This window comes from Minwuia thermotolerans (assembly GCF_002924445.1).
In the GTDB taxonomy this organism is placed as follows: domain Bacteria; phylum Pseudomonadota; class Alphaproteobacteria; order Minwuiales; family Minwuiaceae; genus Minwuia; species Minwuia thermotolerans.
On record NZ_PIGG01000047.1, the window covers coordinates 7,501 to 33,357 of the forward strand.

Consider the following 25,857-nt stretch of genomic DNA (forward strand, 5'->3'; position numbering starts at 1 on the left):
CGGAGCGCGACCTCGGCGGCTATCTGGCGTCGGCGAAACTGGAGGCGTTCACGCCGTGGACAATCACGGATCCGGATGGTCTGCGGGCCGCCATCGAGCGCGACCGCGCCCAGGGCTGGTCCATGGTCTACCGCGAGCTGGAGGAAGGCATCGCGGGCGTCGCCGTGCCGATTCGCGCCGCCACCGGCCGGGTCATCGCGGCGGCGAACATCTCGCTCTCGCCGGCGCGCCTCAGGGAGCCGGGGAAGAAGGCGCATCTGCTGGAAAAGCTCACGGCCGCGGCTGCCGCGATCGAGGCGCGCCTCCGGGAAGGCCGCCCCGCCTAGATTTCGGCCGGTCCGCCGCTCAGGCCGCCATCGCCGCTTCGGTTTCCGGATCGCCGGCGATCCGGCTGTGCCACATGCGCCGCGCCTGATCGAAGGGCCAGGGGGTGGCCTGGTGCATCAGCCGCCGGTTGTCCCAGATCACCGCGTCGCCGGGCGCCCACTGGTGGTGATAGATGCGCGGCGGCTGGCAGGCGAAGTCGACGAGATCTTGCAGCAGCTTCTCGGACTCCTCCGACGACATGCCGATGATGTCATAGGCGTGACGGCCGACCAGAAGGTTCTTCCGGCCCGTCTCCGGATGGACCTTGACCAGCGGCCGGATCGACACCGGCCCGTCATGCAGGCCGTAGCCGCCGAAGGTCCCGCCGGCGTTCACCTTGCCGTCCTTCACGGGTTTCGTCTTGTGGCCCACCTTGGCCTGGGAGTGGTGCAGCGAATGATGCGCCCGGAGATTCTCGATGCGCGCCTTCGTGGCGTCGTCGAGCTCGTCATAGGCCGCGCGCATGTCGGCGAAGCCGGTGGCGCCGCCCTCCTGCGGGACGATCTCGGCGGAAAACACCGCGCCCTTGGCCTGCACGGGCATGTAGGTGCTGTCGTGGTGCCAGCCCATGTTGCCGCGGTTGATCTTCATCATCTCGTCGCTGCCGTCGTCGGGCCGGAGCGAGCCGTCGTCGCGCATGTTGCCGATCTCGGCGATCTCGAACTCCAGATCGCCGAAGCGCCTGGCGAAGGCGATCTGCTCCTCCCTCGTCAGGAACTGCTCCGGCACGATCAGCAGGCCGTATTCCAGCCAGTTGTCATGGAGTTCGCGGAACGCCGCATCGTCCATCGCAGTCAGCTTCACGCCGTGCACGCGCGCCCCGAAGGTGACACCCTCCAAGGGCTCGAAGGTCATCTGGCTCATGTCGCTCTCCCCGGTGATCGCAATCTACCGGAGAGTATTGTGCCCGGGCCGGCCGTTTCTGCCAAGCGGCGCCGCGCGGCGGGGGCCCCGCATGTGGCGCAGAGGACGCCGGACGTCGAAGGGAGACGCTATTTCCCCACCCGGATCGCCAGCTTGCCGAAATGGCCGGCGGCGCGCATGGCGCGGTAGGCCTGGGGCGCGGCCTCGAAGGCGAAATCGTCGTCGATCACCGGTTTCAGGCCGTGGCGTTCGATGGCGCGGTTCATGTCGGCGAACATGGCGCGGCTGCCGACATAGATGCCGCGCACGGTGATCGACTTGCGCATGAAGTTGGTCGGGTGCACCTGGCCGCCGGCGCCGGTGAGGATGCCGATCAGGCCGATGATGCCGCCGACGCGGGTGGCGTTCACGGAGCGGTCGAAGGTGCCCGGCCCGCCGACCTCGACGGCGCGGTCGACGCCGATGCCGCCGGTCATCTCCAGCACCTCGCGGTCCCAGTCCGGGTTGTCGCGATAGTTGACGGTCCCGTCCGCGCCCAGTTCCTTCATGCGGGCGAGCTTGGCGTCCGAGGACGAGGTGACGATGGTACTGGCGCCCATGATGCGGCAGAACTGCTGCGCGAAGACGGAGACGCCGCCGGTGCCGAGCAGCAGCACGGTCTCGCCGGCCAGCACCGGGCGCGGCTGGGTCAGCGCGTGCCAGGCGGTCAGCGCCGCGCAGGGCAGGGTCGCCGCCTCGGCGTCGGAAAGATGCGCCGGCGTCGGGATCACGCCGCGGGCGGGCAGCACGACCTCTTCCGCCAGCACGCCGGGCCGGGCGCCGCCCAGCGCCGAATTCATGGTGTCCGGGCCGATCTCGCCCGCGTCCCAGTCGGAGAAGAAGCAGGAGGTCACCCGGTCGCCCTCCCGGTACGGGGCGCCATGACCTACGGCCGAGACCACGCCGGCCCCGTCGGAGTTGGGGATGAAGGGCAGCTGCAGGCCGCGTGCGGCGGCGTGTTCCACCGTCATCAGGTCGCGGTAGTTGATCGAGTTGGCCGTCATCCTGATCCGGACCTCGCCCGGTCCAGGCTCCGGCGTCGGCCTTTCGGCCAGCTTTAGGCCGTCGATGCCCTCGGCCGTCGTGATTTCCCAGGCGCGCATGTCGTCCTCCCCGTCCGCGAATCTGCGGCTGCGATTGTCGGGGGTCGCGCGCGGCTTGCCAACAGCGCGCGTGCAGCACGCCTGCCATGCAATGCTGCGGCGCAAAAGAAACCGCTTGCGCGCCATGCCGAAACATGGTCTGTCCCGCCCATGGATGCCGTTCGTGGATGACGACCCGTTCGTCGCGGCATCGGACCGGCGGCGCGTAGGACCTGAGTGAAAGGGCGGCGCGGCCGGGGAGCGCGGTGACGCGCAGTCACTTGAGGAGCCGTTCCGCGCCAGGCTCGCTACCCTTGAACCGAACAGGCCGCCCCGTGCCGATCACGGCATGGGCACACGGCCGCATGCAGAAAGTAAGTACTTGACCCAGTTCAATGAACTCGGCCTCGCCGAGTCCGTCCTTCGCGCTGTGGAAGCCGAAGGCTACACGATTCCCACCCCGATCCAGGCCGAAGTGATTCCGGCCGTGCTGGCCGGTCGCGACGTGCTCGGCACCGCCCAGACCGGCACCGGCAAGACCGCGGCCTATGTGCTGCCGCTGCTCTCCCGCATCGCGGACGAACGCCGCGCGCCCCGGCCGAAGACCTGCACGACGCTGATCCTGGCGCCGACGCGTGAGCTGGCCAATCAGATCGTCGAGGCGATCCGCACCTATGGCCGCAAGATCCGGCCCTCGGTCGCCCTGGTCGTCGGCGGCGTCCGCCCCGGTCCGCAGATCCGGCAGATGGCCGGCGGCGTCGACATCCTGGTCGCGACCCCCGGCCGGCTGGAGGACCATATGTCCACCGGCGTCATCCGTCTCGACGGCGTCGCCAACATCATCCTCGACGAGGCCGACCAGATGATGGACATGGGCTTCATGCCCGCCATCCGCCGCATCCTGCAGAAGGTGCCGGCCGATCCGCAGACCATCCTGCTCTCGGCCACCATGCCCAGGCAGATCCGCGCCCTGGCGCAGGACTTCCTGAACGACCCGGCGGAGATCGCCGTGGCCCAGGCCGACCGGCCGGCGGAGCGTATCGCCCAGGAAGTCGTCTATGTCGACGCCCGCGACAAGCGTCAGCGTCTCGTGGAGCTGATCGAGGACCGGCAGGTCGGCCGCGCGATCGTCTTCGCGCGCACCAAGCACGGCGCCGAGAAGCTGTCGACCTACCTCGAGAAGGCCGGCATCGCCTCGACGGCGATCCACGGCAACAAGAACCAGTCCCAGCGGGAGAAGGCGCTGTCGCGTTTCCGTGACGGCAAGGTCGCGGTGCTGGTGGCGACCGACGTCGCCGCGCGCGGCATCGATGTCGACGGCATCACCCACGTCATCAACTTCGAGCTGCCCAACGTGCCGGAGGCCTATGTCCACCGTATCGGCCGCACGGCGCGCGCCGGTGCGAGCGGCATCGCCATCTCCTTCTGCGACGGCGAGGAGCGCGGCCTGCTGAGGGACATCGAGCGGGTCATCGGCGGCACCTTCAACGATGCCGGCGAACTGACCGACACGCCGCCCGCGCCGCGCCGCGAGCGCTCCGGCCCGGGCAAGACCCGCAAGCCCGGCGGCCAGCGCGGCGCCAATCACCGCAAGGGCGGGCCGCGCCCGCCGCGCGGGAGCCATGACGGCGGCGACCGCCGCGAGTCGCGCGGCGGCGAAGGCCGCGGCCCGGCCCGGCCCCGGCGTCAGAAGATCAGCGCGTAGTCCGTCCGCCTGAGGATATCTCCGGCCCGGCCCGGCATTTGCCGGGCCGCCCTCCCTCTTCCCCGAAGGGGGAGGGGCAGGGCGGGGGTTGACCGGCCCGGCCGTGCCCGGGTAACGACGAACACTCCTATTTCTTCCCGAACAGCCTTGCGTATTCGCCGTAGCCTTCCTTCTCCAGGTCGGCCACGGGGATGAAGCGCATCGACGCGGAATTGATGCAGTAGCGCAGCCCCGTCGGCGGCGGTCCGTCGGGGAATACGTGACCGAGATGCGAATCGCCATGCTTCGAGCGCACCTCGGTTCGGATCATGCCGTGACTGGTGTCCTTGATCTCGACGATGTTGTCGGGCTCCAGCGGCTCGAAATAGCTCGGCCAGCCGCAGGCCGAATCGAACTTCTGCGACGAGGCGAAGAGCGGCTCCCCGCTGACCACCTCGACATAGATGCCGGCTTCCTTGTGGTCCCAGAACTGGTTGCGGAAGGGCGGTTCGGTCATGTCCTCCTGCGTGACCGCGTACTGCATGCGGTCGAGCCGGCCGAGCGCCTCGTCGGTCTTCTGGTAGGTCCTGCTCATCCTTGACTGCTCCTGTCGTTCCTCGACCCGAAGATAGGGAGGACGGCCCGCTATGGCGAGGCCCCGCGCCGGGCGTTTCGGCGCGGCGGAAAACCGGGCCGCCGTCACGTCCCCGGAATGAGTTCTGCACACTGTGCATGGCAGCGCCCGGATAAGTGACCTGATTTCTTTACCGTGGCTTAAGCCTGCCCGCCTAGGTTGAAGGCCATCGAGCGGTTCCCTTCCCGGATTCCGAAGCAGCAAGTCCGGATCCATGCGTCCGGCCGGCCAACAGTGCGTCGCGGCCGACTCAGCGTAGGAGTGAAACGGTATGGATGAGGCGGGCGTATCCGGGGCTTCGGAGCGGCTCGCCGACCCTGTGGCGAGGTCGCTCCTGCTCGAACTGGACCAGCCCGAGGACGGCGCGTTCACGGTGAAGCGGGCCGGTCTGGGCGCCATGGTGGTGCGGCCCGGCGCCGGCCGTTCATCCGGCCGCTCGATCCTTCACGAACTTCTGCCGGCCATGGAATCCCATGTCGGCACGTTCACCGATCACACCTTCCTGCTGGCGCTCGACGGCGTCAGACGTCTGTACCCGAAGGCGGCCGCCGGCATACTCGCGCGGCTGCGCGAGTATCTGAAACCCCATGCGCGCGTGCTCGCCGGTGCGCGGGGCAGCCTGTTCTGGATCTCGCCCAGTCTGCTGGTCGTCGTCTGCACACGGCACGGCGCCGGACGCATTGACCGATTCCGCGCCGATGTCCGCCGCGCCGGCGTCAAGCTGCTCGGCGAAGAGGGTGCGGAGAGCATGGAATGCTACGTGCTGCAGGAGGTCGCGGAGGGCCGGCTCCGGTTCGAGCCGCTGGACGATGCCGCGACCCTGGCGGGGGATGTGCCGCCGCCTTTGCCGCTCGCGCCGCGGCGGATGTCGGCGAGCCTTGCGTCGATCGTCCGGCCCGACGCCTGCGCCGAGATCATCGACCAGGGCTTCGACTGGAGCGGTGCCGGCCGGCCCCTGATCTTCAGTCCGACCGCCAGGGCGCCCGGCGACCGCGAGGCGGAGATACTGGCGTTCCATACCGTCTATCTGCCGGTCTGGGACATGCGCAATCAGGCCATCGCCGCCTCCGCAGCCCTGCCGGCGCGGGAGGTTCACGGGCGGCTGCTGGTGGGCGCACGGTCCATTCCGAGTTCCTGCTTCGAGGACGGGATGGTGACCGACATCTATCTCGACCAGCTCATGCATGTCGGCATCGGCCTCGAGACCCTGCGAGAGTCCGGCGGCGCGGGCTTCGTCTCGTTCTCGGTTCCCTATGCCGCGCTGCGCAGTACCCGCCGCCTGTCGCGGATGGCGACGGCCATCGGCCGCATGCCGGAGGCGCAGCGGCGCCAACTGCTGCTCACGGTATGGGACATTCCGCCCGACGCGCCCGACGGCCGGCTCCGGGACGTTGTCCAGACCCTGCGGCGGAACTGCTTCTCCATGACCATGGCGTTCAGCGGTCAGGGTGGCGACTGGCGCAAGGCGCTGAACTATGACGTGGGCGTGGTCTGCCTGCAGAGCCTCGCCACCGAGACGGCGGGCGATCACGCCGCGCAGTTCGCCCGGGAGTGCCGCGCCGGCCGCCGGCGGTCCTTCGTCGGCCTGGTCGACAACCGCGACGTGGTCCACCACATGCTGAACGCCGACATCGACTTCATCTCCGGGCCGGCGCTGGCCCAGCCGGTGACCCGGCCCCTGCCGGCGCAGGTCTACGAACGCGACGACTTCCTTTCCGGCCGGCCCATCGTCTAGCGCCTGTCCGGCCCGCACGGCCGCGACTATGCTGCCCCAATGGCCCGGCGAATCGGCTTCCCATTGCGACGGCTTTGGCGCGTCCGAATTCCGCATGCGGGACGCGTCACCGGCGCGGTCGCGCTCGCACTGCTGGCGGCTTTGCTGATCCATTCCGCGATGCGCATGGACGCGACCGGGGCTCCGGCCAAAGAACGCGGCCTCGCCGTTTCCTATCATGTCGGGCCGATGGAGTTGACGGCGGCCGACGGCGTCTGGCGGCCCGCCGCCGCGCCGGAATGGCGCATGGCGGAGGGCGACGAACTGCATCTCGGCTTCCGCGCCGAGCCGGTCTGGCTCCGCGTCGAGGTGGCCAATGACGCGGCCCGGCCCTTCGATGGCGTGCTGGTCTACAAGTTTCCCTATATCGACCGCATCCTGTTCCACGGCTACGACGAGGTCGGCGCCCCGGTCATCCGTCAGCGCGGCGACAGCGCGCCGCTGGACCGCAGCCTGCCGGCCAGCCACTTCCCGGCATTCCCCGTGGACGTGGCCGCGGGCGGGACGGCGGTGTATTACCTGCAGGTGACGACCACGTCGGTCGTGCTGGCGCCGTTGAAGCTCTATTCGGAGAAGGGCTTCGAGCGAATGGTGCTGCGCGACCACCTGCTGTTCGGCGCGCTGTTCGGGGCCGTGCTGGCGGTCTGCATGTACGTCTTCACGGTCTTCCTGACCGTGCGCGACAAGGCCTATCTGGACTTCATCCCCTTCAGCCTGGCCTATGCCGGCTATGTCGCGGTCGCCTCGGGCATGGGCCAGATCTGGTTCTGGCCCGGCGGCTGGGAATACGCCAATCCACTCTTCTTCGTGCTGCAGGGGCTGCTGTTCGCCTCGGGCGTGCGCTTCTTCCAGCGCTATCTCGGCACGCCGGAGCGCCATCCGCGCGTGGACACCATCATGCGCCTGCTGGTGGCGGTGGGGCTGCTGACCTCGCTGGCGCCGGTGCTGCCGGCTCCGGTCGGCGCGGCGCTGATCGCCTTCGTCGCCGGGCCGGGGGCGATCTTCGTCTTCGGTCTCGCCATCTACCTGTCGTTCCGCGGCTCCGACCGCGCCCGCGTCGTCGCCTTCGGCTGGGGCTTCAGCCAGCTGACAGCGGTGTTCCTCTATCTCAGGGTGCTCGACCTCGCGCCCTACCACCCGATCAACCACTATCTCACCGCCATCGGCTGCGCCGTCGCCACGCTCTATTTCGCCATCGCCCTGGCCCTGGGGCTCCGGCGCCAGCAGAAGCAGCTCCTGCTCGCCGAGGAGCTCAACGACACCCGCAACAGCTTCATGGCCGGGATGAGCCACGAACTGCGCACGCCGCTCAACGCCATCATGGGCTTCTCGGAGATGATCTCGAAGGAGATGCTGGGCCCGGTCTCGCCGCCGACCTACCGCGACTACGCCACCGACATCCATGACAGCAGCCGCAACATGCTGAAGCTGGTGGACGACGTGCTGGGCATCGCGCGGATCGAGAGCGGCAAGTTCCGCCTCGAGACCGAGACGCTGGACGCGGGCGAACTGCTGGCGGAGACGGCGGCCGATTTCGCCGACGCCGCGGCGCAGGCCGGCGCGCAGGTCGAGGTCGCCGCGCCCGACGGCGATCTGGTCATCGAGGCGGACCGCGGCGCGCTGCGCCAGGTGCTGCACAACCTGCTGTCCAACGCGGTGAAGTTCAGCCCCGAGGGCGGCGTGGTCAGCGCCCGCGCGCAGGGCGACGGGACGGGTGTCACGATCGGGATCGCCGATCAGGGTCCCGGCATCGCCGAGGCCGACCGGGAGCGCGTGCTGCAGCCCTTCGAGGTGGTGCGCAGCGACGCGCACACCGCGAAATCAGGCGCGGGGCTCGGACTGCCGCTCTCGCGCATGCTGGTCGAGCTGCACGGCGGCGCGCTGACCATCCGCTCCGCCCCGGACGCGGGGACAACGGTGACCGTGTGGCTGCTGCGCCGGGTGGACAGCGGCGGTTGACGGTTCTGGATCAGGCGATGAGGGTGTTGGCGGCCTGTTCCGACAGCAGGGCGTCGACATGGCGGCCCTGGAACAGGCTGACGCCGATGGAGCGGCCGAACTCGACGGCGTGGGCGTTGTCGCAGCGGCAGAGGATCAGCCAGGTCGGGAGGGCGCGACCCACGGCCTCGGCCAGTTCCTTGCGTTCGGCCTCGCCGCCCTGTTCCCAGATGTCGGGCGCCCAGAGGATTTAAAGTTTCTCCGTAACGAGGCATTCACGGGAAACCCAAAGAATTGAGGCCCCAGACCAAAGTAATATACGACACAAAATACCGATCAGTCCGCTTTTTTTATCATAAATCGTAAGTATAAAAATAGAATATTCTATACCAATATTATAAAATTTTCGTATATGAATAAAATATATCAATATATGAGCAGTTATTAATATTGTTGCAGCACCAGCCCAGTAAAAAAAGCATGGATGATAGGAGATTATTTCGTATCTTGTCATTTGTACTTCTTAAGTCAATGATGAACCTTCACCACGCCACCACCCTCGTGCCCTGGCCGCGGGGAGGCGGTTTGGAGGCACTTGACCTTGCGGTCGCCGAAGACGTTCCGCTTGAGCGTCGCCAGCACCTCGGCACGGCCGTCGCCTGATGTTTCACCGCCGCCCGGCGGCGCCGGGTCGAACATGGCTCGCCCCTCGGTTGCATTGCGCATGAATCGATCAAAGCGGAGGCGGGGCAGCGGTGCAAGTCCCGGCGGGTGGCTGGGCAACGGTCGCGGCGGATCAGGCGACGCGGGCGTTGGCCGCCTGCTCCGACAGCAGGGCGTCGACATAGCGGCCCTGGAACAGGCTGACGCCGATGGAGCGGCCGAACTCGACGGCGTGGGCGTTGTCGCAGCGGCATAGGATCAGCCGCGTCGGGCCGGCGCGGCGCACGGCCTCGGCCAGTTCCCTGCGTTCGGCCTCGCCGCCCTGTTCCCAGACGTCGGGGGCCCAGAGGATCTTCTGCATGTCCAGGCCCAGCCGGCGCTTGTCGACCAGCGGCAGGGTCAGGTGGTTCAGCCCGTCGAGGCAGATGCGGTAGCCGCGGTCGCGCACGAAGTCGCGCGCGAAGGCGAAGCCGGCGACGTTCTGGAACACGTCGGAAAGCTGCACTTCCAGGATGATGGTCTTCTTCGTCTGGGCGCGCAGCTTCTGGTCGAACTCCAGGAACTGCGGCGACAGGATCGTCTCGACGTTGATGTTGATCGAGGTCGACAGCGGCACCGAGGCTTCCATGTCGGGCAGGGCCTTGAGGATGCGCTGGTCGAGATACTGGGTCAGATAGGCGAACAGCGCCGAGCTGGCGGCCAGCTGCACGTCGGGCATGACCATGCGCTGCAGGTCGCCGATGGAGACGAAGAGCTCGTTGAAGACCGGCCGCGCCTCGCCCTCGGGCGTCAGCGCGCAGACGGGCTGGCGGCGCATCAGCGAGGAGATGTCCATGGAGGCGAGCTGCTCCACCAGCCGACCGAGATGCTCGGGCTGGATGGGGATCTGCTTGCGCTCGCGGCGCGGCGCGCCGGACCGGGCGATCTGTTCGGCCTCGGCCTTGCGCTTCTCCTCGGCCCGGGCGAGCAGGCGGCGCGCATGGGCCAGGAAGTCCTCGTAGTCGACGGTGAGGTCGTACCAGTCGCAGAAGCGGTCGCCGTCGGGACCGGGACGGGTGGCCGGGTCGGCGGCGAAAAGGTGGCGCAGCTTCTCGACCACCGGCTCGACGTCGGGCGTCAGCGCGCCCTTGACCACCAGCACCTGATCGGCGGTCGACAGGCGGAAGAGCTGGCCGTCGAAGCGCTTGACCAGGTCTTCCAGGCAGTTGGCGGCGATGCGGAGCTGATGCTCCTGGCGGTTGTGCGGCTTCAGGCGGGCATAGTGCAGGTGGATCGCCAGGCGGTCCTCGGCGTGGCGCGACAGCCGTTCGGCATAGTCGACCAGCCGGATCTCCTGATCGCTGCGAACCTGCATACTCGACCTACTCCCGTGTCCATCCTCGCCGGACGCGTTCATCCGGCTGTTCGCCGTTCTACCGTGGGGGCTTTGATTTTCGGTTAACGGCCGCGGGCGTGCGCGCGGGGATTGACGTGGACGCCCAGCGCTCTAAGCCTTGTCGCCGGTCGAGGGCTGAGGGAGCGGCATGCGGGTCCTGTTTCTGCACAACAATTTTCCGGCGCAGTACCGCCATGTGGCGACGCAGCTGGCCCGCGAGGGTGGCCATCAGCTCGTCTTCGGCACCCAGGCGAAGGCCGGCGAGATTCCGGGCGTGACCAAGGCCTACTACAAGCCGGCCCGGGAGGTGCGCGAGGCCACGCACCACTACGTGCGCAACCTGGAATCGGCGGTGCTGAACGGCCAGTCCGTCTACCGCATGTGCATGGAGCTGCGAAAGCGCGGCTTCCGGCCCGACCTGGTCTGCGGCCATTCCGGCTGGGGCCCGACGCTCTACGTCAAGGACGCCTTCCCGGAGGCGAAGCTGCTCAGCTATTTCGAGTGGTACTACCACGCGCACGGCACCGACGCGGACTTCCTGCCCGACAACCAGATCAGCGCCGACGACGAATGCCGCATCCGCACCCGCAATGCGGCCATCCTGCTCGACCTGGCCAATTGCGACTGGGGCCTCTGCCCGACGGTGTTCCAGCGCGACCAGTTCCCGAAGATCTTCCACAACAAGCTGTCGGTGCTGCACGACGGCGTCGACACGGACTTCTTCAAGCCCGACCCGGATGCGAAGATGAAGGTCGGCGATCTCGATCTCTCCGGCGCGGGCGAGATCGTCACCTACGCCACCCGCGGCATGGAGCCCTATCGCGGCTTCCCGCAGTTCGTCGAGGCAGTGGCGAAGCTGCAGAAGACCCGCCCCAACCTGCAGGCCGTGATCGTCGGCCAGGACCGCGTCGCCTATGGCCGCAAGCTGCCCGACGGCAAGACCTTCAAGCAGAAGATGCTGGAGGAGACGGACCTCGATCCCAGCCGCATCCATTTCACCGGGCTCCTGCCCTATGGCGACTACCTGAAGATCCTCCAGGCCAGCCATGTCCACGTCTACATGACCGTGCCCTTCGTGCTTTCCTGGTCGCTGATCGAGAGCATGGCGGCGGGCTGTCTGATCGTCTCGTCGGACACCGAACCGGTGCGCGAGGTGATCAGGGACGGCAAGCAGGGTCTGCTGGTGGATTTCTTCGACGTCGACCAGTTGGCCGACCGCATTGCGGAGGCGCTGGACAATCGCGAGAAGCTGCAGCCGTTGCGCGAGGCGGCCCGCGACGTCGTGCTGAAGAACTACGCGCTGAAGGACGCCCTGCCGAAGCACGTCCGGCTGTTGAAGGAGGTTGCGGCGGGCAACCTGCCGCCCATCCTGACCCCGCCGAAGCGCGCCGCAGGCGCCAGGCCGAAGCGCCGCGGAAAGCGGTGAGCGGGGCCGGGGGCTCTCTCTGGTTCGAGACGCCGACCGGTCCGGTCCGCGTCGCCGGGGCCGCGCCCCTGATGGCGGCGCTGCGCGCCCAGTCGCCCGACTGGCCGGCCGCCGATAGCGGCCCGGCGGACGCGCCGGAAATCGCGGTGGAGCCGGCCGGCGAGCGCTGGTTCCGCTTCCGGACCGAACTCTACGACACGGGCGACCTGGTCTTTCCAGCCGGCCTGGTGGGCGGCAACGGCCTGATCGGCGCGCTCATCCACAGCTTCTGCACCCGTTCGCCCGACTGGATCTGCCTGCACGCAGGCGCGGTCGAGATCGGCGGCCGGCTGACGGTGCTGGTGGGCGACATGATGGCGGGCAAGAGCACGCTGTCGGTGGCGCTGGCGGCGCTGGGGCGGCGGCTGTTCACGGACGACCGCCTGCCCGTTGGCCGGACGGCGGCGGGGTTCGACGGATTCGCGCTGGCGCTCAGGCCGAAGCTCAGGGATCCGCTCCCGGCCGAGGCGCCCGCCGCCTTCCGCCGTTTCGCCGAAGAACGGGAAGGCCCCCGCGAGAGCGGCATGCGCTATGTCGTGCTTCATCCGGACGAGCGCACGCCTTTCGGGACGCGGCTGCCGCTCGGGCGCCTGGTGCTGCTTTCCCGCCGCGACGATGCAGGCGCTCCGGCGTTCCGGCCCGTCAGCCTCGGCGAGACGGTGAAGCGCCTGGTGCCGACCGCCTTCGCCGCGCACCTGCCGCCGGTGGAACGGCTGGCGCGGCTCCGCGAACTGGCCGAGTCCGTCGACCGGACCGAACTGGTCTACGCCGACAGCTTCCAGGCGGCGGAACTGCTGGATCGGGAGGCGCGCGCATGAGCGGGCTTCGCCGGGCGGAAGGGGTCGTCGAATCCGAGATGGAGGGCGACCTTTTCCTCGTCCGCCCCGCGGACGGGGAGATCTACCATCTCGACCGCATGGCCGCCGCCGTCTGGAACCTGCTGGCCGAGCCGATGTCGCGCGCCGAGGTGCTCGCCATCTTCCGCGAGGCGTTCCCCGAGGTCGGCCCCGAGCGTATCGCCGCCGATCTCGACGCCGCGCTCGACGAGATGCTGCGCGATGGACTGCTGGAGGAGGCGTAAGGAGCGGAAGCGCGCCCCTTGACGTCATGCCCGCCTCCGTGCGGGCATCCGGATTGCTTCGGCAATTCCGCCCTTCGCTGATTTCCGGACCTGCTTGGCCGTTGACCGGACCCCCGCACAAGGCGGGGGTGACGCCATCAGATCAGCGAAGAACCGGCGCTCCCCCTAACGGAAATTCGGCTGGCGCTTGTTGAGGAAGGCGTCGATCGCCTCCTTGTGCTCCGGGCTTTCATAGGCCTGTTTCAGCAGCGCCTGCTCCCGGTCCTGCACCAGCCGGAGGTCCGTCTCCGAGCCGTTCTGCGTGAGCAGCTCCTTGGCCCAGCGCAGGTGCCGGTCGGGATTGGCGGCGATCGTCTTCGCCATCTTCCGCGCCGTGGGCATCAGGTCGGCGTCGCCCACCACCCGGTCCACCAGGCCCGACTGCTCGGCCTCGGTGGCGTCGAGAAAGCGGCCGGTAAGCGCGAACTCGCTCGCCCGGCCGAAGCCCATGCGTTGCACCAGGAAGTGCGAGCTGGCCAGTTCCGGGACCACGCCGACCTTGACGAAAGGGGCGGCCATCCGCGCCGAACGGGCGGCGATGATGACGTCGAAGGAGAGGACCTGGCTCAGGCCCACGCCGACCGCCGCGCCGTTGATGGCGGCGATCAGCGGCTTGGATTCGCGGACGAACTTCACCCAGTCGATGCCGCCGGCAACGTCCTTGCCCTTGACGTCCCTGCCTTCGGCCTGCGCCTTGAAGGTGTCCTCGATGTCAGCGCCGGCGCAGAAGCCGCGCCCCGCGCCGGTGACGATGATCGCGCCGATCGCCCGGTCGTCGTTCGCCTTGGAGATGGCGTCGTGCATCTCCCGGCGCATCTGGTAGGTCCAGGCGTTGAGCTTCTCGGGCCGGTTCAGCGTCACGGTGGTTACCGCGTCCTCGTCGGCGACGATGATCTGTTCGTAATCCATGGCGTCTCTCTCCCCTGTGCGGGCGGCATTGGAACATGGCCCGTTGACGTCGTTAAGCGGGGATTAACACGCATCTGGCATGAGTGAAGCCTGTTCAGGAGTACCGCGAGCCATGAGCGAAATGATCTCGGAAGGCGACGTCCAGGCGCTGGTCGGCGCGCTGTCGGAGGACCAGAAGGGCGCCGTCTCGGCCCAGCTCGGACGTTTCATGCAGCGCTCGGGCCTCGACAGGCGCGAACTCACGATCGCGCTGGAAATGATCGACCGCCTGATCGCGGACTCGGTGGAATCCGTGCGCAAGGGACTGGCCGAGCACATAGCCGAATCGCCCTGGCTGCCCCGGCCCATGGTCGAGCGGCTGCTGGCCGACGTCGAGCAGGTGGCGCTGCCCATCGTCAGTTTCTCCTCCCTGCTCGGCGACCGCGACCTTCTGGTTCAGATCGAGCGCGGCGGCAATTTCCAGGAAGCCGTCGCCGGACGTCGCGCCGTCAGCGCGCCGGTGGCCGAGAAGCTGGTCGAGAAGGGCACCGAAAAGGCGGTCGGAATCCTGATCCGCAACCCCGGCGCCGAGGTGAGCGAGCGCGTGCTGGACCGCGCGGTGGACCGCTTTCAGGACAGCACCGACGTCATGGGCGCAGTCGCCTCGCGGCCGGGCCTGCCGCTGGAAGTGGCCGAGCGCCTGGTTTCGCTCACCGTCACCGAACAGTGCGTGAAATCGGTCGCCGACCTGATGATGCAGACGCTGATCCGCCGCCACGACCTGCCCGCCGTTCTGGCCGAGGACCTCGTCGTCCATGGCCGGGAGCGTTCCATCGTGCAGCTCGCCAGGGGCGCCGACAACTGGCAGGCCGTCGAGGACCTGGCGAAACGCATGCACGCCGCCGGCCGGCTGTCGACCAGCCTGATGCTGCGCGTGCTGGCCAGCGGCGACCACCAGTTCTTCATCGCCGGCATGGCGCAACTCACCCGCTGGCCCCGCGACAAGGTCGAGGCGGCGGTGGACGCCGCCGGCGTCGATTCGTTCCGGCGGCTGTTCGAGCAGAGCGGGCTGGAGCCACTGTTGTTCCACGCCTTCCGCGTTGCCCGCGACGAGATGCGCGCCGCGCGCGGCCGACAGAGCCCGGCCGCCGACGAAGACTTCATCGAACGCGTGGTCGGCCGCATCGCCGAGGAATACCGCAACATCAATCCTGCCGGGCTGGAGCAAGTTCTCTCCCGCCTCCGCGCCAAGGCGAACCGGGACCGCAAGCCGGCCTGACAGCCGGCCCTTCAGGCTGTATCGTCACCCGATGCAACGACGCATCACCGGGTTCGGCCTGGACGACAAGGGCGAACGGTTCGCCCGGCTCGACTGCGGGCACCGCCAGCACGTCCGGCACCGCCCGCCCTTCGTCGAACGGCCCTGGGCCGAGAGCGAGGCCGGCCGCGCGTCGATGTTGGGCGAGACGCTCGACTGCCTGCGCTGCGACCGGCTGGAAATGCCCGATGGCGTCACCCCGTATCGGGAGACGCCGGTCTTCGACCAGGCGACGGTCCCGGCCGGATTGCTGAAGGATCATGAGACGAAGCCCGGAACCTGGGGCCGGCTGGAGGTGCTGGCGGGGCGGATGCGGTGCGTCTTCGCCGATCCGGTCGGCCGCGCCGCCGACCTGGGGGCGGGCGAGAACTCGCCGATCCCGCCGGAAGCGTCCCACCATGTGGAACTGCACGACGGCGCTCGCTTCCGCGTGGTGTTCCTGCGCGTGGCCGCGGACGGCGGATAGGTGCTGTTCCGAGGAGAATCGGAAGGCGTGCGGGGCCGGCCCGTGGCCATTCCCCGCACGCCGATCCGTTAGGCCGCCTCGACCAGCTTCTCGTTGATGGTCAGGCCGTTCTCGCCCGCCGAGACGCGGACGGTCTCGCCGTCGGCGATCTCGCCTGACAGGATGGCCTCCGCCAGCGGATTCTGCAGCCGGCGCTGGATCACCCGCTTGAGCGGCCTGGCGCCGTAGACCGGATCGTAGCCGGCGTCGGCCAGCCATGCCCTGGCCGCCTCGTCCAGCTCGAGACCGATCTTCCGGTCGGCCAGCAGCTTCTCCAGGTGCCGGAGCTGGATCTCCACGATCCCGCTCATGTGCGCCCGCGAGAGCCTGTGGAACAGGATGATCTCGTCCAGGCGGTTGAGGAACTCCGGCCGGAAATGGCCGCGGACCACGTTCATGACCTGACCCTCGACCAGATCGACATCCTCGCCCTCCTTCTGACCGGCGAGGAACTCGCTGCCCAGGTTGGAGGTCATGATGATGATGGTGTTCTTGAAGTCGATGGTCCGGCCCTGGCCGTCGGTCAGCCGGCCGTCGTCCAGCACCTGCAGCAACACGTTGAAGACGTCAGGATGGGCCTTCTCGACCTCGTCGAACAGCACGACCTGATAGGGCCGGCGGCGAACCGCCTCGGTCAGCGCGCCGCCCTCGTCATAGCCGACATAGCCCGGAGGCGCGCCGATCAGCCGCGCGACGGCATGCTTTTCCATGTACTCCGACATGTCGATGCGGACCATCGCCTGGTCGTCGTCGAACAGGAACTCGGCCAGCGCCTTGGTCAACTCGGTCTTGCCGACGCCGGTCGGGCCCAGGAACAGGAACGAGCCCATGGGCCGGTTCGGATCCTGCAGCCCGGCGCGGGAACGGCGGACGGCGTGGCTGACCGCCTTGATCGCCTCCTCCTGGCCGATGACGCGGGCGCCGATGCGCTTCTCCATCTCCAGCAGCTTCTCGCGCTCCCCGGCCAGCATCTTCTCGACCGGCACGCCGGTCCAGCGGCTGACGACGGTGGCGACGTCCTCCTCGGTCACGCTTTCGCGGACCGAAGCCGGCGCGCAGCGGCCCTCGGCCTCCTGCAGCCGGCGTTCCAGGTCCGGAATCCGCCCGTAGGTCAGCTCGCCGGCGCGGGCCAGGTCGCCGCGGCGCTTGGCGTCCTCGACCTCGTTTCGGGCCTGCTCGAGCTCTTCCTTGACATGCTGCGCCTCGCCCAGCTTGGCCTTGGCGGCCTCCCAGGCCTCGGTCTCGGCGCGGGACTGCTCCTCCAGGTCGAACAATTCGTCCTCGAGCTTCTCGAGGCGGTCCTTCGACGCCTGGTCGGTTTCCTTTTTCAGCGCCTCGCGCTCGATCTTGAGCTGGATCACCCGGCGGTCGAGCAGTTCCAGCGCCTCGGGCTTGCTGTCGACCTCCATGCGCACGCGGCTGGAGGCCTCGTCGACCAGGTCGATCGCCTTGTCGGGCAGGAAGCGGTCGGTGATGTAGCGGTTCGACAGCATCGCCGCCGCCACGAGGGCGGAATCCGAGATGCGGACGCCGTGATGGACCTCGTACTTCTCCTTCAGACCGCGCAGGATGGAGATGGTGTCCTCCACCGTCGGCTCGGAGATGAAGACGGGCTGGAAGCGCCGCGCCAGGGCAGCGTCCTTCTCGATGTACTTTCGGTATTCGTCCAGCGTGGTGGCGCCGAGGCAATGCAGTTCGCCGCGCGCCAGCGCCGGCTTCAGCAGGTTCGACGCGTCCATGGCGCCGTCCGCCTTGCCCGCGCCGACCAGCGTGTGCAGTTCGTCGATGAACAGCACGATCTCGCCGGCCGCCGACTGCACTTCCTGCAGCACGGCCTTCATGCGCTCCTCGAACTCGCCGCGGTACTTCGCGCCGGCGATCATGGCGCCCAGGTCGAGTACCATAAGGCGCTTGTTCTTCAGGCTCTCGGGGACGTCGCCGTCGACGATGCGGCGCGCCAGGCCCTCGGCGATGGCGGTCTTGCCGACGCCGGGATCGCCGATCAGCACGGGGTTGTTCTTGGTGCGGCGGGACAGAACCTGGATGGCGCGGCGGATCTCGTCATCGCGGCCGATCACCGGGTCCAGCTTGCCCTCGCGCGCGGCCTCGGTCAGGTCGCGGGCATAGCGCTTCAGCGCGTCATAGCCCTCCTCGGCCGAGGCGGTGTCGGCGGTGCGGCCCTTGCGCATGTCGTTGATCGCCTGGTTGAGGCCCTGGGGGCTGACGCCGGCCTTCTTCAGCGTCTCGCCGGATACGGCGAGCGCCACCAGCAGCATCTCGGCGGTGACGAACTTGTCGCCCGCCTTCTTCGCGGCCTGCTCCGCCTGTTCGAAGACCTTGGCCGTCTGCTGGTCCAGATAGAGCTGGCCCGCGCCGGCGCCTTCCACCTTCGGCAGCTTGCCCAGCGCCATCTCGGTCTGCTGCAGGGCCTGTTTCGCGCTGCCCCCGGATGCCTCGATCAGGCGCGCGGCCATGCCCTGCTCGTCGTCGAGCAGCACCTTGAGGATATGGTCGGGGGTGAACTTCTGATGGCCCTCGCGGATCGCCAGGCCCTGGGCGCTCTGCAGGAAACCGCGCGCCCGCTCGGTGTAGGTCTCGAAATCCATGAAATCCCTCTCTTTTTTCCGGCCCGCCGTCCGGCACCCCCTTTACGGGGCCCGCCGCCAGCGTCCGAAGATGGGTTGCTGCACACTACACAGGGTCCCCTCAGGCAACCCTGCCCCCGATATGTTGTCATTCAGTAACGGTGACGCAAGATCGCGACAGGCGGATTCTTGATTTCGATCCGCCGCCGGCACAAGCTGCGCGCGCCATGGCCGAGATCGTGCAAATCCTGCGTTTTCCCGTAAAGGGCCTGTCGGGCCAGGAGCTCGACTCCGTCGACGTGTCGCCCGCCGGGGGCGTGCCGCTCGACCGCATGTTCGCGATTGCCCGGGGTTCCGCCATGGCGGGCGGCAAGGCGGTCGCCGATCTGGGCTGGAAGGACTGCCTGCAACTCAAGAACTGCCCGAAGCTTGCCTCTCTCGCCGCGGAATTCGACGCGGAGGAAATGGTGCTCACACTGAAGCGCCAAGGCCGCCAGGTGGCGCGCGGGAACCTCTCGCAGCCGGTCGGGCGGCAGCTCATCGAACAGTTCCTTTCCGCCTTTCTGGCCGACGAAATCAATGCGCCGCCGAAGATCGTCAGCGAGGAGGGCCAGATCTTCTCCGATGCCCGCGCGCCGGAGCTTTCGATCATCAACCTGGAGACGCTGCGCGACATCGAGCGGGTTCTGCGCCGGCCGCTCGACCCCCGGCGCTTCCGCGGCAATCTCTATGTCGACGGACTGCCCGCCTGGGCAGAGTTCGACTGGGTCGGCAGCGAACTCGACGCCGGCGGCGCGCGGTTGCGCATCACCCAGCGGATCGACCGCTGCGCGGCGACCAATGTCGACCCGGCGACGGGCGAAAGCGACATGCAGATTCCGAAAGTGCTGCAGTCCGGTTTCGGTCACATGGACTGCGGCGTGTTCGCCGAGGTGCTTTCGGCAGGCAGCATCCGGCGCGGCGACGCCATCGGCTGAGCCGGGCCCAGACAATCTGCGGCGCTCCGCTTGATTGCGTCCGGGGGCGCACGTATGTAACGCCACTCCGGCCCGAGAGAGGCTGGCTCCAATTCCCCGCAACCGAAAGGGTCTGATCATGGGCTATCGCGTCGCCGTCGTGGGCGCCACGGGCAATGTGGGCCACGAGATGCTGAACATCCTGGACGAGCGGATGTTCCCTGCCGACGAGGTCGCCGCTGTCGCCAGCCGCAAGTCGAAGGGCAAGGCGGTGTCCTTCGGCGACCGCACCCTGAAGACCCACGCGCTGGAAGAGTTCGATTTCGCCGGCTACGACATGGCGCTGTTCTCGGCCGGCGGCGACATAGCCCGGGAATGGGCGCCGAAGGCCGCGGCCAAGGGCTGCGTCGTCATCGACAACAGTTCCGCCTTCCGCATGGACCCCGATGTCCCGCTGGTGGTGCCGGAGGTCAATGCCGACGCCCTGGCCGGGTACACGAAGAAGAACATCATCGCCAATCCGAACTGCTCGACGGCGCAGCTCGTGGTCGCGCTGAAGCCCATTCACGACCGGGCGCGCATCCGCCGCGTCGTCGTCTCCACCTATCAGTCGACTTCCGGCGCGGGCAAGGCGGCGATGGACGAGCTGTTCAACCAGACCAAGGGCATCTACGTGAACCAGTCGCCCGAGCCGGCGGAGTTCACCAGGCAAATCGCCTTCAACGTCATTCCCCATATCGACATCTTCCTGGAGGACGGCTCGACCAGGGAGGAATGGAAGATGACGGTCGAGACCAAGAAGATCCTCGACCCCAAGATCCGGCTGACGGCGACCTGCGTCCGGGTGCCCACCTTCGTCGGCCATGCCGAGGCGATCAACCTGGAACTGGAAGAGCCGCTTTCGGCCGACGAGTGCCGCGAACTGCTGCGCGAGGCGCCGGGCTGCATGGTGGTCGACAGGCCCGAGGACGACCAGTACATCACGCCGGTCGACTGTGTCGGCGACTACGCGACCTTCATCAGCCGCATCCGCGACGACGGGACGATCGAGAATGGTCTGAACCTGTGGGTGGTCTCCGACAACCTGCGCAAGGGCGCGGCGCTGAACACCGTGCAGATCGCCGAGACCCTGGGCAGCCGCTTCCTGCGCAAGGCCGCCTGAGCCTCCGGGGGGCCGCAGACCAACGGAAAAGGCCGCGGCGTTGATACGCCGCGGCCTTCGTCTCCCGGTTTCCGGCAGACTTACTGGCCGGCGGGATCGTCGACCGCCTCGCCGGTCTCCTCGGCCGCCTCGTCCATGGCCTCGCCGGTTTCTTCGGCAGCCTGATCGATGGCGTCGCCGGTGTCTTCGGCGGCTTCGCCGAGCGCGTCGCCGCTCTCCTCGGCCGCCTCATCCAGAGCCTGACCGCTCTCCTGGATATCGGTGTCGACGGCCACGTCGTCGCCATCGCCGGTGTACATGATCACGGCGAAGATCGCGACGACCGCGATGACAGCGACCGCCAGGACCGCAGCGATGCCGCCGCCCTTGCCGTGCTTCGCGCCGCGGCGTTCGGCGGGATCGGTTGTTTCGTTATCGTGTTTGTCAGCCATTGCGGATTCTCCGTTCTTGTTGTCTTTCGTCGGCTGTCGGGATCATTCCGGGCGTCAACGGGGCCTTCGCCCGCGCACGATGCCGAAGATCAGCGACAGGATGAACAGGATCACGAAGATCACGAACAGGATCTGCGCGATGCCGGCGGACGCGGATGCGATCCCACCGAAACCGAACACGGCCGCGATGATCGCGATGATGAAGAAGAGCAGGGCCCAGCCCAACATGAGTTCGCCTCATTTCTGTTCTTGTACGTGGTCGTTCCCGGCGCCGAGGCCGGGTTTACCCGAGAGGTGGGGAGCCGCGGCGGCGGCCGCAGTGCCATCAATTGTCGCAGCGATCGCGGTGCGCCATCAGAGCGGGGCGTGCTGGCCCGGCACACCCCTGCCGATATCGACCCAGGCCGCGTTGATGGCCCTTATCCGGCCCATCGAGATCCGTTCGATATCGCGAACGGGCTCCAGATAATCGGCGTGATGGATGGTGTACTCGATCTCCCCGGCTTCGTTGCGCAGCGGCAGGCCGAAGGATTCGAGGCGGTCCCGGTCATGCTCCGATCCTTCCCTGCCCAGCACAGCGAGCAGGCCGCAGGGGTGACGGACGATTGTGAACAGGCGCTGCCGCGTGGCTTCGCGCTGGTCCGGGGGGATGAGCTCCAGATAGCTCTGTCCGGTCATTTCCCGGTCGAAGGTGGTGAAGAAGTCCGTGCCGGCGAGGCGGAACCGGATCGTCTCCGGCTCGGCGTATTGCAGGATCACGATGTTGGGCAGCACCTTGACCAGCCGAGCGGGATCGATGTCCCGGCGCGCCGGCGCGATCCGGTCGCCGGCGAAATCGAGCCATGCACCCGCCAGAATGCGGGAACCGGCGGTCCGGAACGGCAGCGAAACCACCGCTTCGCGCCGCCGTCCGACCTGGCTCCGGGTCAGTTCGCCCACGTGATGTCCGTCTCCTCCGTAGTCGCTGCCGCTTCGGGGCCGGCAATAGCGACTGGTCCGGGGGGTTGTCCACGGATTATCCGCCGCACCCGGAACGGTGCGGCCGCGCGTCCGTCAGGCGCCGGCCGTGCGGCGCCGCGTGGTCAGCGCGCGGCCATAGAGCAGGGCGAAGCCCAGGAACGCCACCGCCCAGCCCAGGGCGGAGACGCTGAACAGCGCGATCGCCTGTTCCGGCAGCAGCGCCGCGGCGACGCGGCTCAGTCCGGCGGCGAGGACGGCGGCGTAGAGCAGGGCGGTGCCCCGGCCCGCCTGCAGGCCGCGGCCGGTGTGGCCCAGCGTCGCGCGGGTCATGACCGCGAGGGTCATCGCCCCCACCGCGCCGGCGCCAAAGGCGTGGACGGCGGCGGTTCCCGGCACGAACGAGGGCAGGGCGGCGGCGAGACCCAGCAGCGCGAGGCCCGCCGGAATCCACGCATAGGCGAGGTGGAGGACGACCACCAGCGGCTCGGTCCAGGTGGCCATGCCGCGCCAGCGCGCCAGCCTGAATGCCTGGGCGGCGGCCGCGGCGAAGGCGGCGGCTGCGACCGCCGGCCCTTCAGGCACGATGACGAAGGCGGCGAGCGCGAGCAGGGTCAGGATCATCGCCGCCCGGTCGACGGTCCCGAAGGATGCGGGCAGGCGCGGCGCGCCCCGCCTGACCAGCCAGTTGCGGGTAAAGCTCGGCACGATGCGCCCGCCGACCAGGGTGATCAGGGCCACCGGGACCGCAAGGCCGAGCCGCGCGCCTGCGCCGTCCGTGCCAAGCCAGCCCGCAGCTTCCAGGTGCATCAGGACGTTGCCGGCCGTGAACGCCGTCAGCGCGGCGACCATGGGCAGGTTGCGCCAGTTCCGGCCGGCCACGATCTCCCTGAGCACGACGGCGATGAAGACGGCGGGAAAGGCGAGATCGAGGGCCATTGCCGCGCCCGCGCCGATCGCGTCCGAGCACCACACCGCCACGCGCCCGAGAGCCCAGAGCGCGACAAGGCCGAGCAGCGGCAGGCCCTGCAGCGGCATCCGGCCGGTCCAGTTGGGGATGGCGGTCAGCAGGAAGCCGGCGATCACGGCCATGGTGAAGCCGTAAAGCATCTCGTGGGCGTGCCAGGCGACGGCGTCGAAAGCGGTCGCCGGCGCGAAGCCGCCGTGCAGCATCGCCGTCCAGACCAGCAGCACGCCGCCGCCATAGAGGCCGGCCAGCAGGAAGAAGGGCCGGAAGCCCTGCGCCAGCACCGCCGGCGCGCGGGTCGGACGGTAGCGTGGGATCGCGGTGCGTGCTTCGGTCATTGCAGGGCCTCCTCCGCCTCGATGGCGCGGATCAGATCCCGCTTCAGGGTCTCGGCGTCGACCTGATACTCCCCGGCCGCGTCGTCGACGGTCATGAACGGCGCCATCAGGCAGCCGGGGCAGGACATGCGGTGGGACAGGAAGACGCGGGCCGTCTCGGGCGCGCGCCGGATCAGTTCCGCGATGGGCAGGGTCTCGATCTCCCCAGGTGTCATGGCGTCTCGTCCTCCGAGGGGTTGCGGAGAGGAGAATAGTGGCGCGCGGGCGGGCGCGATTTGCGCCGGCGCAAGTCTGGCTCAGGCGTGGCCGGCGATCTCGACCAGGCGGTGCGGCTGGCGGATGACCAGATGGCTGGAGCGGCGGGAGTCGACCACGCCCTCCTGATCCCAGGCGGAGAGCGTGCGGCTGACCGTGTGCAGGGTCGTCGCGGTCATCTCCGCCAGATCCTGGCGCGACAGCGCGAAGGGAATCTCGACGCCCGCATCCGTCTTCCTGCCAGCCTGATTGGCCAGGCGGAGCAGGGTCGCGGCGATGCGCTGCTCCACGCGCTGGGTGGCGACCTCCTGCAGCCGGCTCTGCAATTCCTCGATGCGGCCGCCGACGGCGGCGATGGCGTTCTGCGCGATGGGCGGATAGGCCGCCATCAGCTCGGCAAAGCGGCCCGCGCCCCAGCCCAGCGCCATGCAGTCCTCCAGCGCCACGGGCGTGGCGGGAAAGGGCATGCGCCGGAACACGGCGACCATGCCCACCATGTCGCCCGGTCCCAGATGGCGGATGACGATGTTCTGACCCTCCGCCGTCACCTGGTCCAGGCGGACGCGGCCCCAGGCCAGGACATAGCCATGGGTCGCCTCGTCGCCCTGCTGGAACATGGCCTCCCCGCGCGGCACCACATGCTCGCGCGCGGCTTCCGCCAGCGCCGTCAGCGCCGCGCCATTCAGGCTGCGGAACAGCCCGACAGGCTTCAGCAGACCGACCCGCGTCTCCGTATCCATGGCCCTTCACCTCCCTTTTTCGCATCGGCGAACGAACTTCGCCGAAGTTTGTTGCAGCGCAATTCGGCCTTCGCCCGCGATGCCTAGGTTGGCGGCGTTGTCACCAACCACAAGCGTCTAGGAGAACGCAAATGAGCACGTTTCGTAATGCTCTTCTCGGCACCGCCAGCATGATCGCGGTCGTTGCCGGGCTTTCCCTCGGCGCCGACGCCGCTGCCGCCGACAAGGCGACCGACGCCGACGCCATCAACCCGGTGGCCATCGCGCTGGATCCGGCCGCCCTGCCGGGCCCGATCGCCCGCGACCATGCGGAGACCGTGAAGGTCGAACTGGTCACGGTCGAACTCGAGGCCGAACTGGCCGACGGCACGACCTTCCGCTACTGGACGTTCAACGGCAAGGTCCCCGGTCCCTTCGTCCGTGTCCGCGCCGGCGACACCGTGGAGGTGACGCTGAAGAACGCCGAGGACAGCATGATGATGCACTCGGTGGACTTCCACGCCGTGACCGGTCCCGGCGGTGGCGCCGTCGCCACCCAGACCGCGCCCGGCGACGAGACCGGCTTCACCTTCAAGGCGATGAAGCCCGGCATCTACGTCTACCACTGCGCCACGCCGATGGTCGCCGACCACATCCAGGCCGGCATGTACGGCATGATCCTGGTGGAACCTGCCGAAAGTCTGCCGAAGGTCGACCGGGAACTCTACGTCATGCAGGGCGAGATCTACACCGATCTGGCCCCCGGCGAGGCGGGCGAGGCGATGACCGACTATGACAAGCTGCTGGACGAGGATCCGGAGTATTACGTTTTCAACGGCGCTGCCGGGGCGCTGACCGGCGCCAACGCCATGAAGGCGAAGGTCGGCGAGACCGTCCGCATCTACTTCGGCGTCGGCGGCCCCAACAAGACCTCCAGCTTCCACGTCATCGGCGAGATCATGGACCGGGTCTACGATTACGGCTCGCTCAACACGGCGCCGATCACCGATGTCCAGACCGTGTCTGTCGCGCCCGGCGGGGCGACCGTCGCCGACGTCACCTTCGACGTTCCCGGCCGATATCTGCTCGTCGACCACGCCCTCTCGAGGCTGGAGCGCGGCCTGGTCGCGGAGATCGAGGTCGAGGGTCCGAAAAATCCGGAGATCTACGACACCGGCGACATGAAGCTCAGCATGGCCGGTCACTGACCGGCTGCGCCCCGGCGGCCCCGCACTCCCCCCTCGCTCCCGCGGGGCCGCCGCCCCTTTCCACGAAGACAATTGACGAAAGGAACCCCGAGATGAAACGCACCCTGATCGCCGCCGCCATGCTGGGCGGTCTCCTCGCCGCCGCCGTACAGCCCGCCGCGGCCGCCGACTTCGAGGTCAAGATGCTGAACCGCGGCGCGGACGGCATGATGGTCTTCGAGCCCGCCTATCTGGAGGTCCAGCCAGGCGATACCGTGACCTTCCTGCCCACCGACAAGGGCCACAACGCGGAAACCATCAGGTCCATGCTTCCCGCCAATGCCGAGGCTTTCAAGGGCCGGATGAACAAGCCGGTCACCGTGACCTTCACCGAGGAGGGTGTCTACGGCTACAAGTGCCTGCCCCACTACGGCATGGGCATGGTCGGCGTTGTCGTGGTCGGCGACGCCACGGCGAACCTGGACGCCATCCGCGAGGCGAAGCATCCGGGCCGGGCGGACAAGCGCATGTCCGCCCTGCTGCAGCAAATGGACGACCGGCTGGCCGCGCGCTGAACCGGATGCC

Annotated in this window: 27 protein-coding genes (1 of these 27 only partly in view); 13 read left to right on the forward strand and 14 right to left on the reverse strand. The window is 68.4% G+C overall.

All coding sequences use genetic code 11. The features are described from left to right. A protein-coding gene (locus CWC60_RS15295) for an IclR family transcriptional regulator domain-containing protein (RefSeq protein WP_277422334.1) crosses the window boundary here: on the forward strand, nt 1–326 show its 3' end. It extends 406 nt beyond the left edge of the window; the window shows 326 of its 732 coding nt (coding positions 407–732); its start codon lies off the left edge, out of view; it ends in the stop codon at nt 324–326. A gap of 19 nt (nt 327–345) precedes the next feature. Here the strand turns inward: CWC60_RS15295 and CWC60_RS15300 are convergent, their stop codons facing one another. Both CWC60_RS15300 and CWC60_RS15305 read right to left on the reverse strand, forming a co-directional pair. Next, nucleotides 346–1,230 (reverse strand): TauD/TfdA dioxygenase family protein, encoded by an 885-nt coding sequence (locus CWC60_RS15300; protein WP_109794810.1) that lies wholly within the window; start codon nt 1,228–1,230, stop codon nt 346–348. Between the two features lie 128 nt (nt 1,231–1,358). Continuing rightward, nucleotides 1,359–2,372 (reverse strand): zinc-dependent alcohol dehydrogenase family protein, encoded by a 1,014-nt coding sequence (locus CWC60_RS15305; RefSeq protein WP_109794811.1) that lies wholly within the window; start codon nt 2,370–2,372, stop codon nt 1,359–1,361. Between the two features lie 361 nt (nt 2,373–2,733). On the opposite strand from CWC60_RS15305, the gene CWC60_RS15310 reads away from it, so the two are divergent. Further along, nucleotides 2,734–4,056 (forward strand): DEAD/DEAH box helicase, encoded by a 1,323-nt coding sequence (locus CWC60_RS15310; RefSeq protein ID WP_109794812.1) that lies wholly within the window; start codon nt 2,734–2,736, stop codon nt 4,054–4,056. A 127-nt stretch (nt 4,057–4,183) separates the two neighbouring features. Here CWC60_RS15310 and msrB read toward each other — a convergent pair whose 3' ends face one another. Next, nucleotides 4,184–4,630, reverse strand: a complete 447-nt coding sequence (msrB, locus tag CWC60_RS15315; protein WP_109794813.1) for a peptide-methionine (R)-S-oxide reductase MsrB — start codon at nt 4,628–4,630, stop codon at nt 4,184–4,186. 310 nt (nt 4,631–4,940) lie between these two features. On the opposite strand from msrB, the gene CWC60_RS15320 reads away from it, so the two are divergent. After that, on the forward strand, nt 4,941–6,404 hold the full coding sequence (locus CWC60_RS15320) for a hypothetical protein (protein WP_109796440.1): 1,464 nt from the start codon (nt 4,941–4,943) through the stop codon (nt 6,402–6,404). 165 nt (nt 6,405–6,569) lie between these two features. Next, nucleotides 6,570–8,402, forward strand: coding sequence for a sensor histidine kinase (locus tag CWC60_RS15325; protein ID WP_164516572.1), 1,833 nt, complete (start codon nt 6,570–6,572; stop codon nt 8,400–8,402). 10 nt (nt 8,403–8,412) lie between these two features. On the opposite strand, the gene CWC60_RS23685 is transcribed toward CWC60_RS15325, so the two are convergent. The 3 genes from CWC60_RS23685 to CWC60_RS15330 form a co-directional block, all read right to left on the reverse strand. Beyond that, entirely contained in the window at nt 8,413–8,565 is a 153-nt protein-coding gene (locus tag CWC60_RS23685; RefSeq protein WP_164516573.1) for a hypothetical protein, read from the reverse strand. Between the two features lie 344 nt (nt 8,566–8,909). Beyond that, nucleotides 8,910–9,107, reverse strand: coding sequence for a hypothetical protein (locus CWC60_RS23315; RefSeq protein WP_125182801.1), 198 nt, complete (start codon nt 9,105–9,107; stop codon nt 8,910–8,912). A gap of 70 nt (nt 9,108–9,177) precedes the next feature. Continuing rightward, complete coding sequence (locus CWC60_RS15330; RefSeq protein WP_109794816.1) at nt 9,178–10,398, reverse strand: EAL domain-containing protein; 1,221 nt, start codon at nt 10,396–10,398, stop codon at nt 9,178–9,180. A gap of 169 nt (nt 10,399–10,567) precedes the next feature. Between CWC60_RS15330 and CWC60_RS15335 the strand changes: the two genes are divergently transcribed. From CWC60_RS15335 to CWC60_RS15345, 3 genes are read left to right on the forward strand one after another with little or no spacing between them, the layout of a single operon-like run. Then, a complete protein-coding gene (locus tag CWC60_RS15335; RefSeq protein WP_109794817.1) occupies nt 10,568–11,845 on the forward strand; it encodes a glycosyltransferase family 4 protein in 1,278 nt (425 codons plus the stop codon). Next, on the forward strand, nt 11,842–12,702 hold the full coding sequence (locus CWC60_RS15340; RefSeq protein ID WP_109794818.1) for a hypothetical protein: 861 nt from the start codon (nt 11,842–11,844) through the stop codon (nt 12,700–12,702). The genes CWC60_RS15335 and CWC60_RS15340 overlap by 4 nt, the downstream gene beginning before the upstream one ends. Beyond that, nucleotides 12,699–12,965, forward strand: a complete 267-nt coding sequence (locus CWC60_RS15345) for a PqqD family protein (RefSeq protein WP_109794819.1) — start codon at nt 12,699–12,701, stop codon at nt 12,963–12,965. The genes CWC60_RS15340 and CWC60_RS15345 overlap by 4 nt, the downstream gene beginning before the upstream one ends. 165 nt (nt 12,966–13,130) lie before the next feature. Here CWC60_RS15345 and CWC60_RS15350 read toward each other — a convergent pair whose 3' ends face one another. Further along, nucleotides 13,131–13,913 carry an enoyl-CoA hydratase/isomerase family protein gene (locus CWC60_RS15350; protein WP_109794820.1) on the reverse strand — a complete coding sequence of 261 codons (783 nt, stop codon included), beginning with the start codon at nt 13,911–13,913 and terminating at the stop codon, nt 13,131–13,133. A 112-nt stretch (nt 13,914–14,025) separates the two neighbouring features. Between CWC60_RS15350 and CWC60_RS15355 the strand changes: the two genes are divergently transcribed. Together CWC60_RS15355 and CWC60_RS15360 are read left to right on the forward strand one after the other, a co-directional pair. Next, nucleotides 14,026–15,171 (forward strand): DUF2336 domain-containing protein, encoded by a 1,146-nt coding sequence (locus CWC60_RS15355; RefSeq protein ID WP_164516574.1) that lies wholly within the window; start codon nt 14,026–14,028, stop codon nt 15,169–15,171. A gap of 31 nt (nt 15,172–15,202) precedes the next feature. Further along, the gene (locus tag CWC60_RS15360) at nt 15,203–15,676 is read left to right on the forward strand and encodes a DUF3565 domain-containing protein (protein ID WP_109794822.1); all 474 of its coding nucleotides are present in this window, start codon (nt 15,203–15,205) and stop codon (nt 15,674–15,676) included. 68 nt (nt 15,677–15,744) lie between these two features. Here CWC60_RS15360 and clpB read toward each other — a convergent pair whose 3' ends face one another. Beyond that, complete coding sequence (gene clpB, locus CWC60_RS15365; RefSeq protein ID WP_109794823.1) at nt 15,745–18,321, reverse strand: ATP-dependent chaperone ClpB; 2,577 nt, start codon at nt 18,319–18,321, stop codon at nt 15,745–15,747. A gap of 206 nt (nt 18,322–18,527) precedes the next feature. On the opposite strand from clpB, the gene CWC60_RS15370 reads away from it, so the two are divergent. Both CWC60_RS15370 and CWC60_RS15375 read left to right on the forward strand, forming a co-directional pair. Beyond that, the gene (locus CWC60_RS15370) at nt 18,528–19,277 is read left to right on the forward strand and encodes an MOSC domain-containing protein (protein ID WP_109794824.1); all 750 of its coding nucleotides are present in this window, start codon (nt 18,528–18,530) and stop codon (nt 19,275–19,277) included. 118 nt (nt 19,278–19,395) lie between these two features. Then, on the forward strand, nt 19,396–20,418 hold the full coding sequence (locus tag CWC60_RS15375) for an aspartate-semialdehyde dehydrogenase (RefSeq protein WP_109794825.1): 1,023 nt from the start codon (nt 19,396–19,398) through the stop codon (nt 20,416–20,418). Between the two features lie 80 nt (nt 20,419–20,498). Here the strand turns inward: CWC60_RS15375 and CWC60_RS15380 are convergent, their stop codons facing one another. The 6 genes from CWC60_RS15380 to CWC60_RS15405 all read right to left on the reverse strand — a co-directional run bounded on the left by CWC60_RS15380 (nt 20,499) and on the right by CWC60_RS15405 (nt 24,106). Further along, the gene (locus CWC60_RS15380) at nt 20,499–20,849 is read right to left on the reverse strand and encodes a hypothetical protein (RefSeq protein WP_109794826.1); all 351 of its coding nucleotides are present in this window, start codon (nt 20,847–20,849) and stop codon (nt 20,499–20,501) included. A 54-nt stretch (nt 20,850–20,903) separates the two neighbouring features. Next, nucleotides 20,904–21,077 carry a DUF1328 domain-containing protein gene (locus CWC60_RS15385; RefSeq protein ID WP_109794827.1) on the reverse strand — a complete coding sequence of 58 codons (174 nt, stop codon included), beginning with the start codon at nt 21,075–21,077 and terminating at the stop codon, nt 20,904–20,906. A gap of 126 nt (nt 21,078–21,203) precedes the next feature. Further along, nucleotides 21,204–21,788 carry a PAS domain-containing protein gene (locus tag CWC60_RS15390; RefSeq protein ID WP_109794828.1) on the reverse strand — a complete coding sequence of 195 codons (585 nt, stop codon included), beginning with the start codon at nt 21,786–21,788 and terminating at the stop codon, nt 21,204–21,206. A gap of 114 nt (nt 21,789–21,902) precedes the next feature. Further along, nucleotides 21,903–23,111 carry an NnrS family protein gene (locus CWC60_RS15395; protein ID WP_109794829.1) on the reverse strand — a complete coding sequence of 403 codons (1,209 nt, stop codon included), beginning with the start codon at nt 23,109–23,111 and terminating at the stop codon, nt 21,903–21,905. Next, a complete protein-coding gene (locus tag CWC60_RS15400) occupies nt 23,108–23,326 on the reverse strand; it encodes a DUF1858 domain-containing protein (RefSeq protein WP_109794830.1) in 219 nt (72 codons plus the stop codon). The genes CWC60_RS15395 and CWC60_RS15400 overlap by 4 nt, the downstream gene beginning before the upstream one ends. An 81-nt stretch (nt 23,327–23,407) precedes the next feature. Next, nucleotides 23,408–24,106, reverse strand: coding sequence for a Crp/Fnr family transcriptional regulator (locus CWC60_RS15405; RefSeq protein ID WP_109794831.1), 699 nt, complete (start codon nt 24,104–24,106; stop codon nt 23,408–23,410). 131 nt (nt 24,107–24,237) lie between these two features. Here CWC60_RS15405 and nirK point away from each other — a divergent pair, with 131 nt between their 5' ends. Both nirK and CWC60_RS15415 read left to right on the forward strand, forming a co-directional pair. After that, nucleotides 24,238–25,293 (forward strand): copper-containing nitrite reductase, encoded by a 1,056-nt coding sequence (gene nirK, locus CWC60_RS15410; RefSeq protein WP_109794832.1) that lies wholly within the window; start codon nt 24,238–24,240, stop codon nt 25,291–25,293. 92 nt (nt 25,294–25,385) lie between these two features. Then, nucleotides 25,386–25,847: a pseudoazurin gene (locus CWC60_RS15415; protein WP_109792444.1), complete on the forward strand. Its 462-nt coding sequence runs from the start codon at nt 25,386–25,388 to the stop codon at nt 25,845–25,847. Nucleotides 25,848–25,857 lie beyond the last annotated feature (10 nt).

Coding starts and splice junctions, on each gene's coding strand:
- CWC60_RS15360 (WP_109794822.1), top strand. CDS start 15,203: ATGCAACGACGCATCACCGGGTTCGGCCTGGACGACAAGGGCGAACGG.
- msrB (WP_109794813.1), bottom strand. CDS start 4,630: ATGAGCAGGACCTACCAGAAGACCGACGAGGCGCTCGGCCGGCTCGAC.
- CWC60_RS15345 (WP_109794819.1), top strand. CDS start 12,699: ATGAGCGGGCTTCGCCGGGCGGAAGGGGTCGTCGAATCCGAGATGGAG.
- CWC60_RS15380 (WP_109794826.1), bottom strand. CDS start 20,849: ATGGCTGACAAACACGATAACGAAACAACCGATCCCGCCGAACGCCGC.
- CWC60_RS15405 (WP_109794831.1), bottom strand. CDS start 24,106: ATGGATACGGAGACGCGGGTCGGTCTGCTGAAGCCTGTCGGGCTGTTC.
- CWC60_RS15325 (WP_164516572.1), top strand. CDS start 6,570: ATGGACGCGACCGGGGCTCCGGCCAAAGAACGCGGCCTCGCCGTTTCC.
- nirK (WP_109794832.1), top strand. CDS start 24,238: ATGAGCACGTTTCGTAATGCTCTTCTCGGCACCGCCAGCATGATCGCG.
- CWC60_RS15400 (WP_109794830.1), bottom strand. CDS start 23,326: ATGACACCTGGGGAGATCGAGACCCTGCCCATCGCGGAACTGATCCGG.
- CWC60_RS15370 (WP_109794824.1), top strand. CDS start 18,528: ATGGCCGAGATCGTGCAAATCCTGCGTTTTCCCGTAAAGGGCCTGTCG.
- CWC60_RS15375 (WP_109794825.1), top strand. CDS start 19,396: ATGGGCTATCGCGTCGCCGTCGTGGGCGCCACGGGCAATGTGGGCCAC.
- CWC60_RS15395 (WP_109794829.1), bottom strand. CDS start 23,111: ATGACCGAAGCACGCACCGCGATCCCACGCTACCGTCCGACCCGCGCG.
- CWC60_RS15300 (WP_109794810.1), bottom strand. CDS start 1,230: ATGAGCCAGATGACCTTCGAGCCCTTGGAGGGTGTCACCTTCGGGGCG.
- CWC60_RS15385 (WP_109794827.1), bottom strand. CDS start 21,077: ATGTTGGGCTGGGCCCTGCTCTTCTTCATCATCGCGATCATCGCGGCC.
- CWC60_RS15335 (WP_109794817.1), top strand. CDS start 10,568: ATGCGGGTCCTGTTTCTGCACAACAATTTTCCGGCGCAGTACCGCCAT.
- CWC60_RS23315 (WP_125182801.1), bottom strand. CDS start 9,107: ATGCGCAATGCAACCGAGGGGCGAGCCATGTTCGACCCGGCGCCGCCG.
- clpB (WP_109794823.1), bottom strand. CDS start 18,321: ATGGATTTCGAGACCTACACCGAGCGGGCGCGCGGTTTCCTGCAGAGC.
- CWC60_RS15355 (WP_164516574.1), top strand. CDS start 14,026: ATGAGCGAAATGATCTCGGAAGGCGACGTCCAGGCGCTGGTCGGCGCG.
- CWC60_RS15415 (WP_109792444.1), top strand. CDS start 25,386: ATGAAACGCACCCTGATCGCCGCCGCCATGCTGGGCGGTCTCCTCGCC.
- CWC60_RS15305 (WP_109794811.1), bottom strand. CDS start 2,372: ATGCGCGCCTGGGAAATCACGACGGCCGAGGGCATCGACGGCCTAAAG.
- CWC60_RS15330 (WP_109794816.1), bottom strand. CDS start 10,398: ATGCAGGTTCGCAGCGATCAGGAGATCCGGCTGGTCGACTATGCCGAA.
- CWC60_RS15320 (WP_109796440.1), top strand. CDS start 4,941: ATGGATGAGGCGGGCGTATCCGGGGCTTCGGAGCGGCTCGCCGACCCT.
- CWC60_RS15350 (WP_109794820.1), bottom strand. CDS start 13,913: ATGGATTACGAACAGATCATCGTCGCCGACGAGGACGCGGTAACCACC.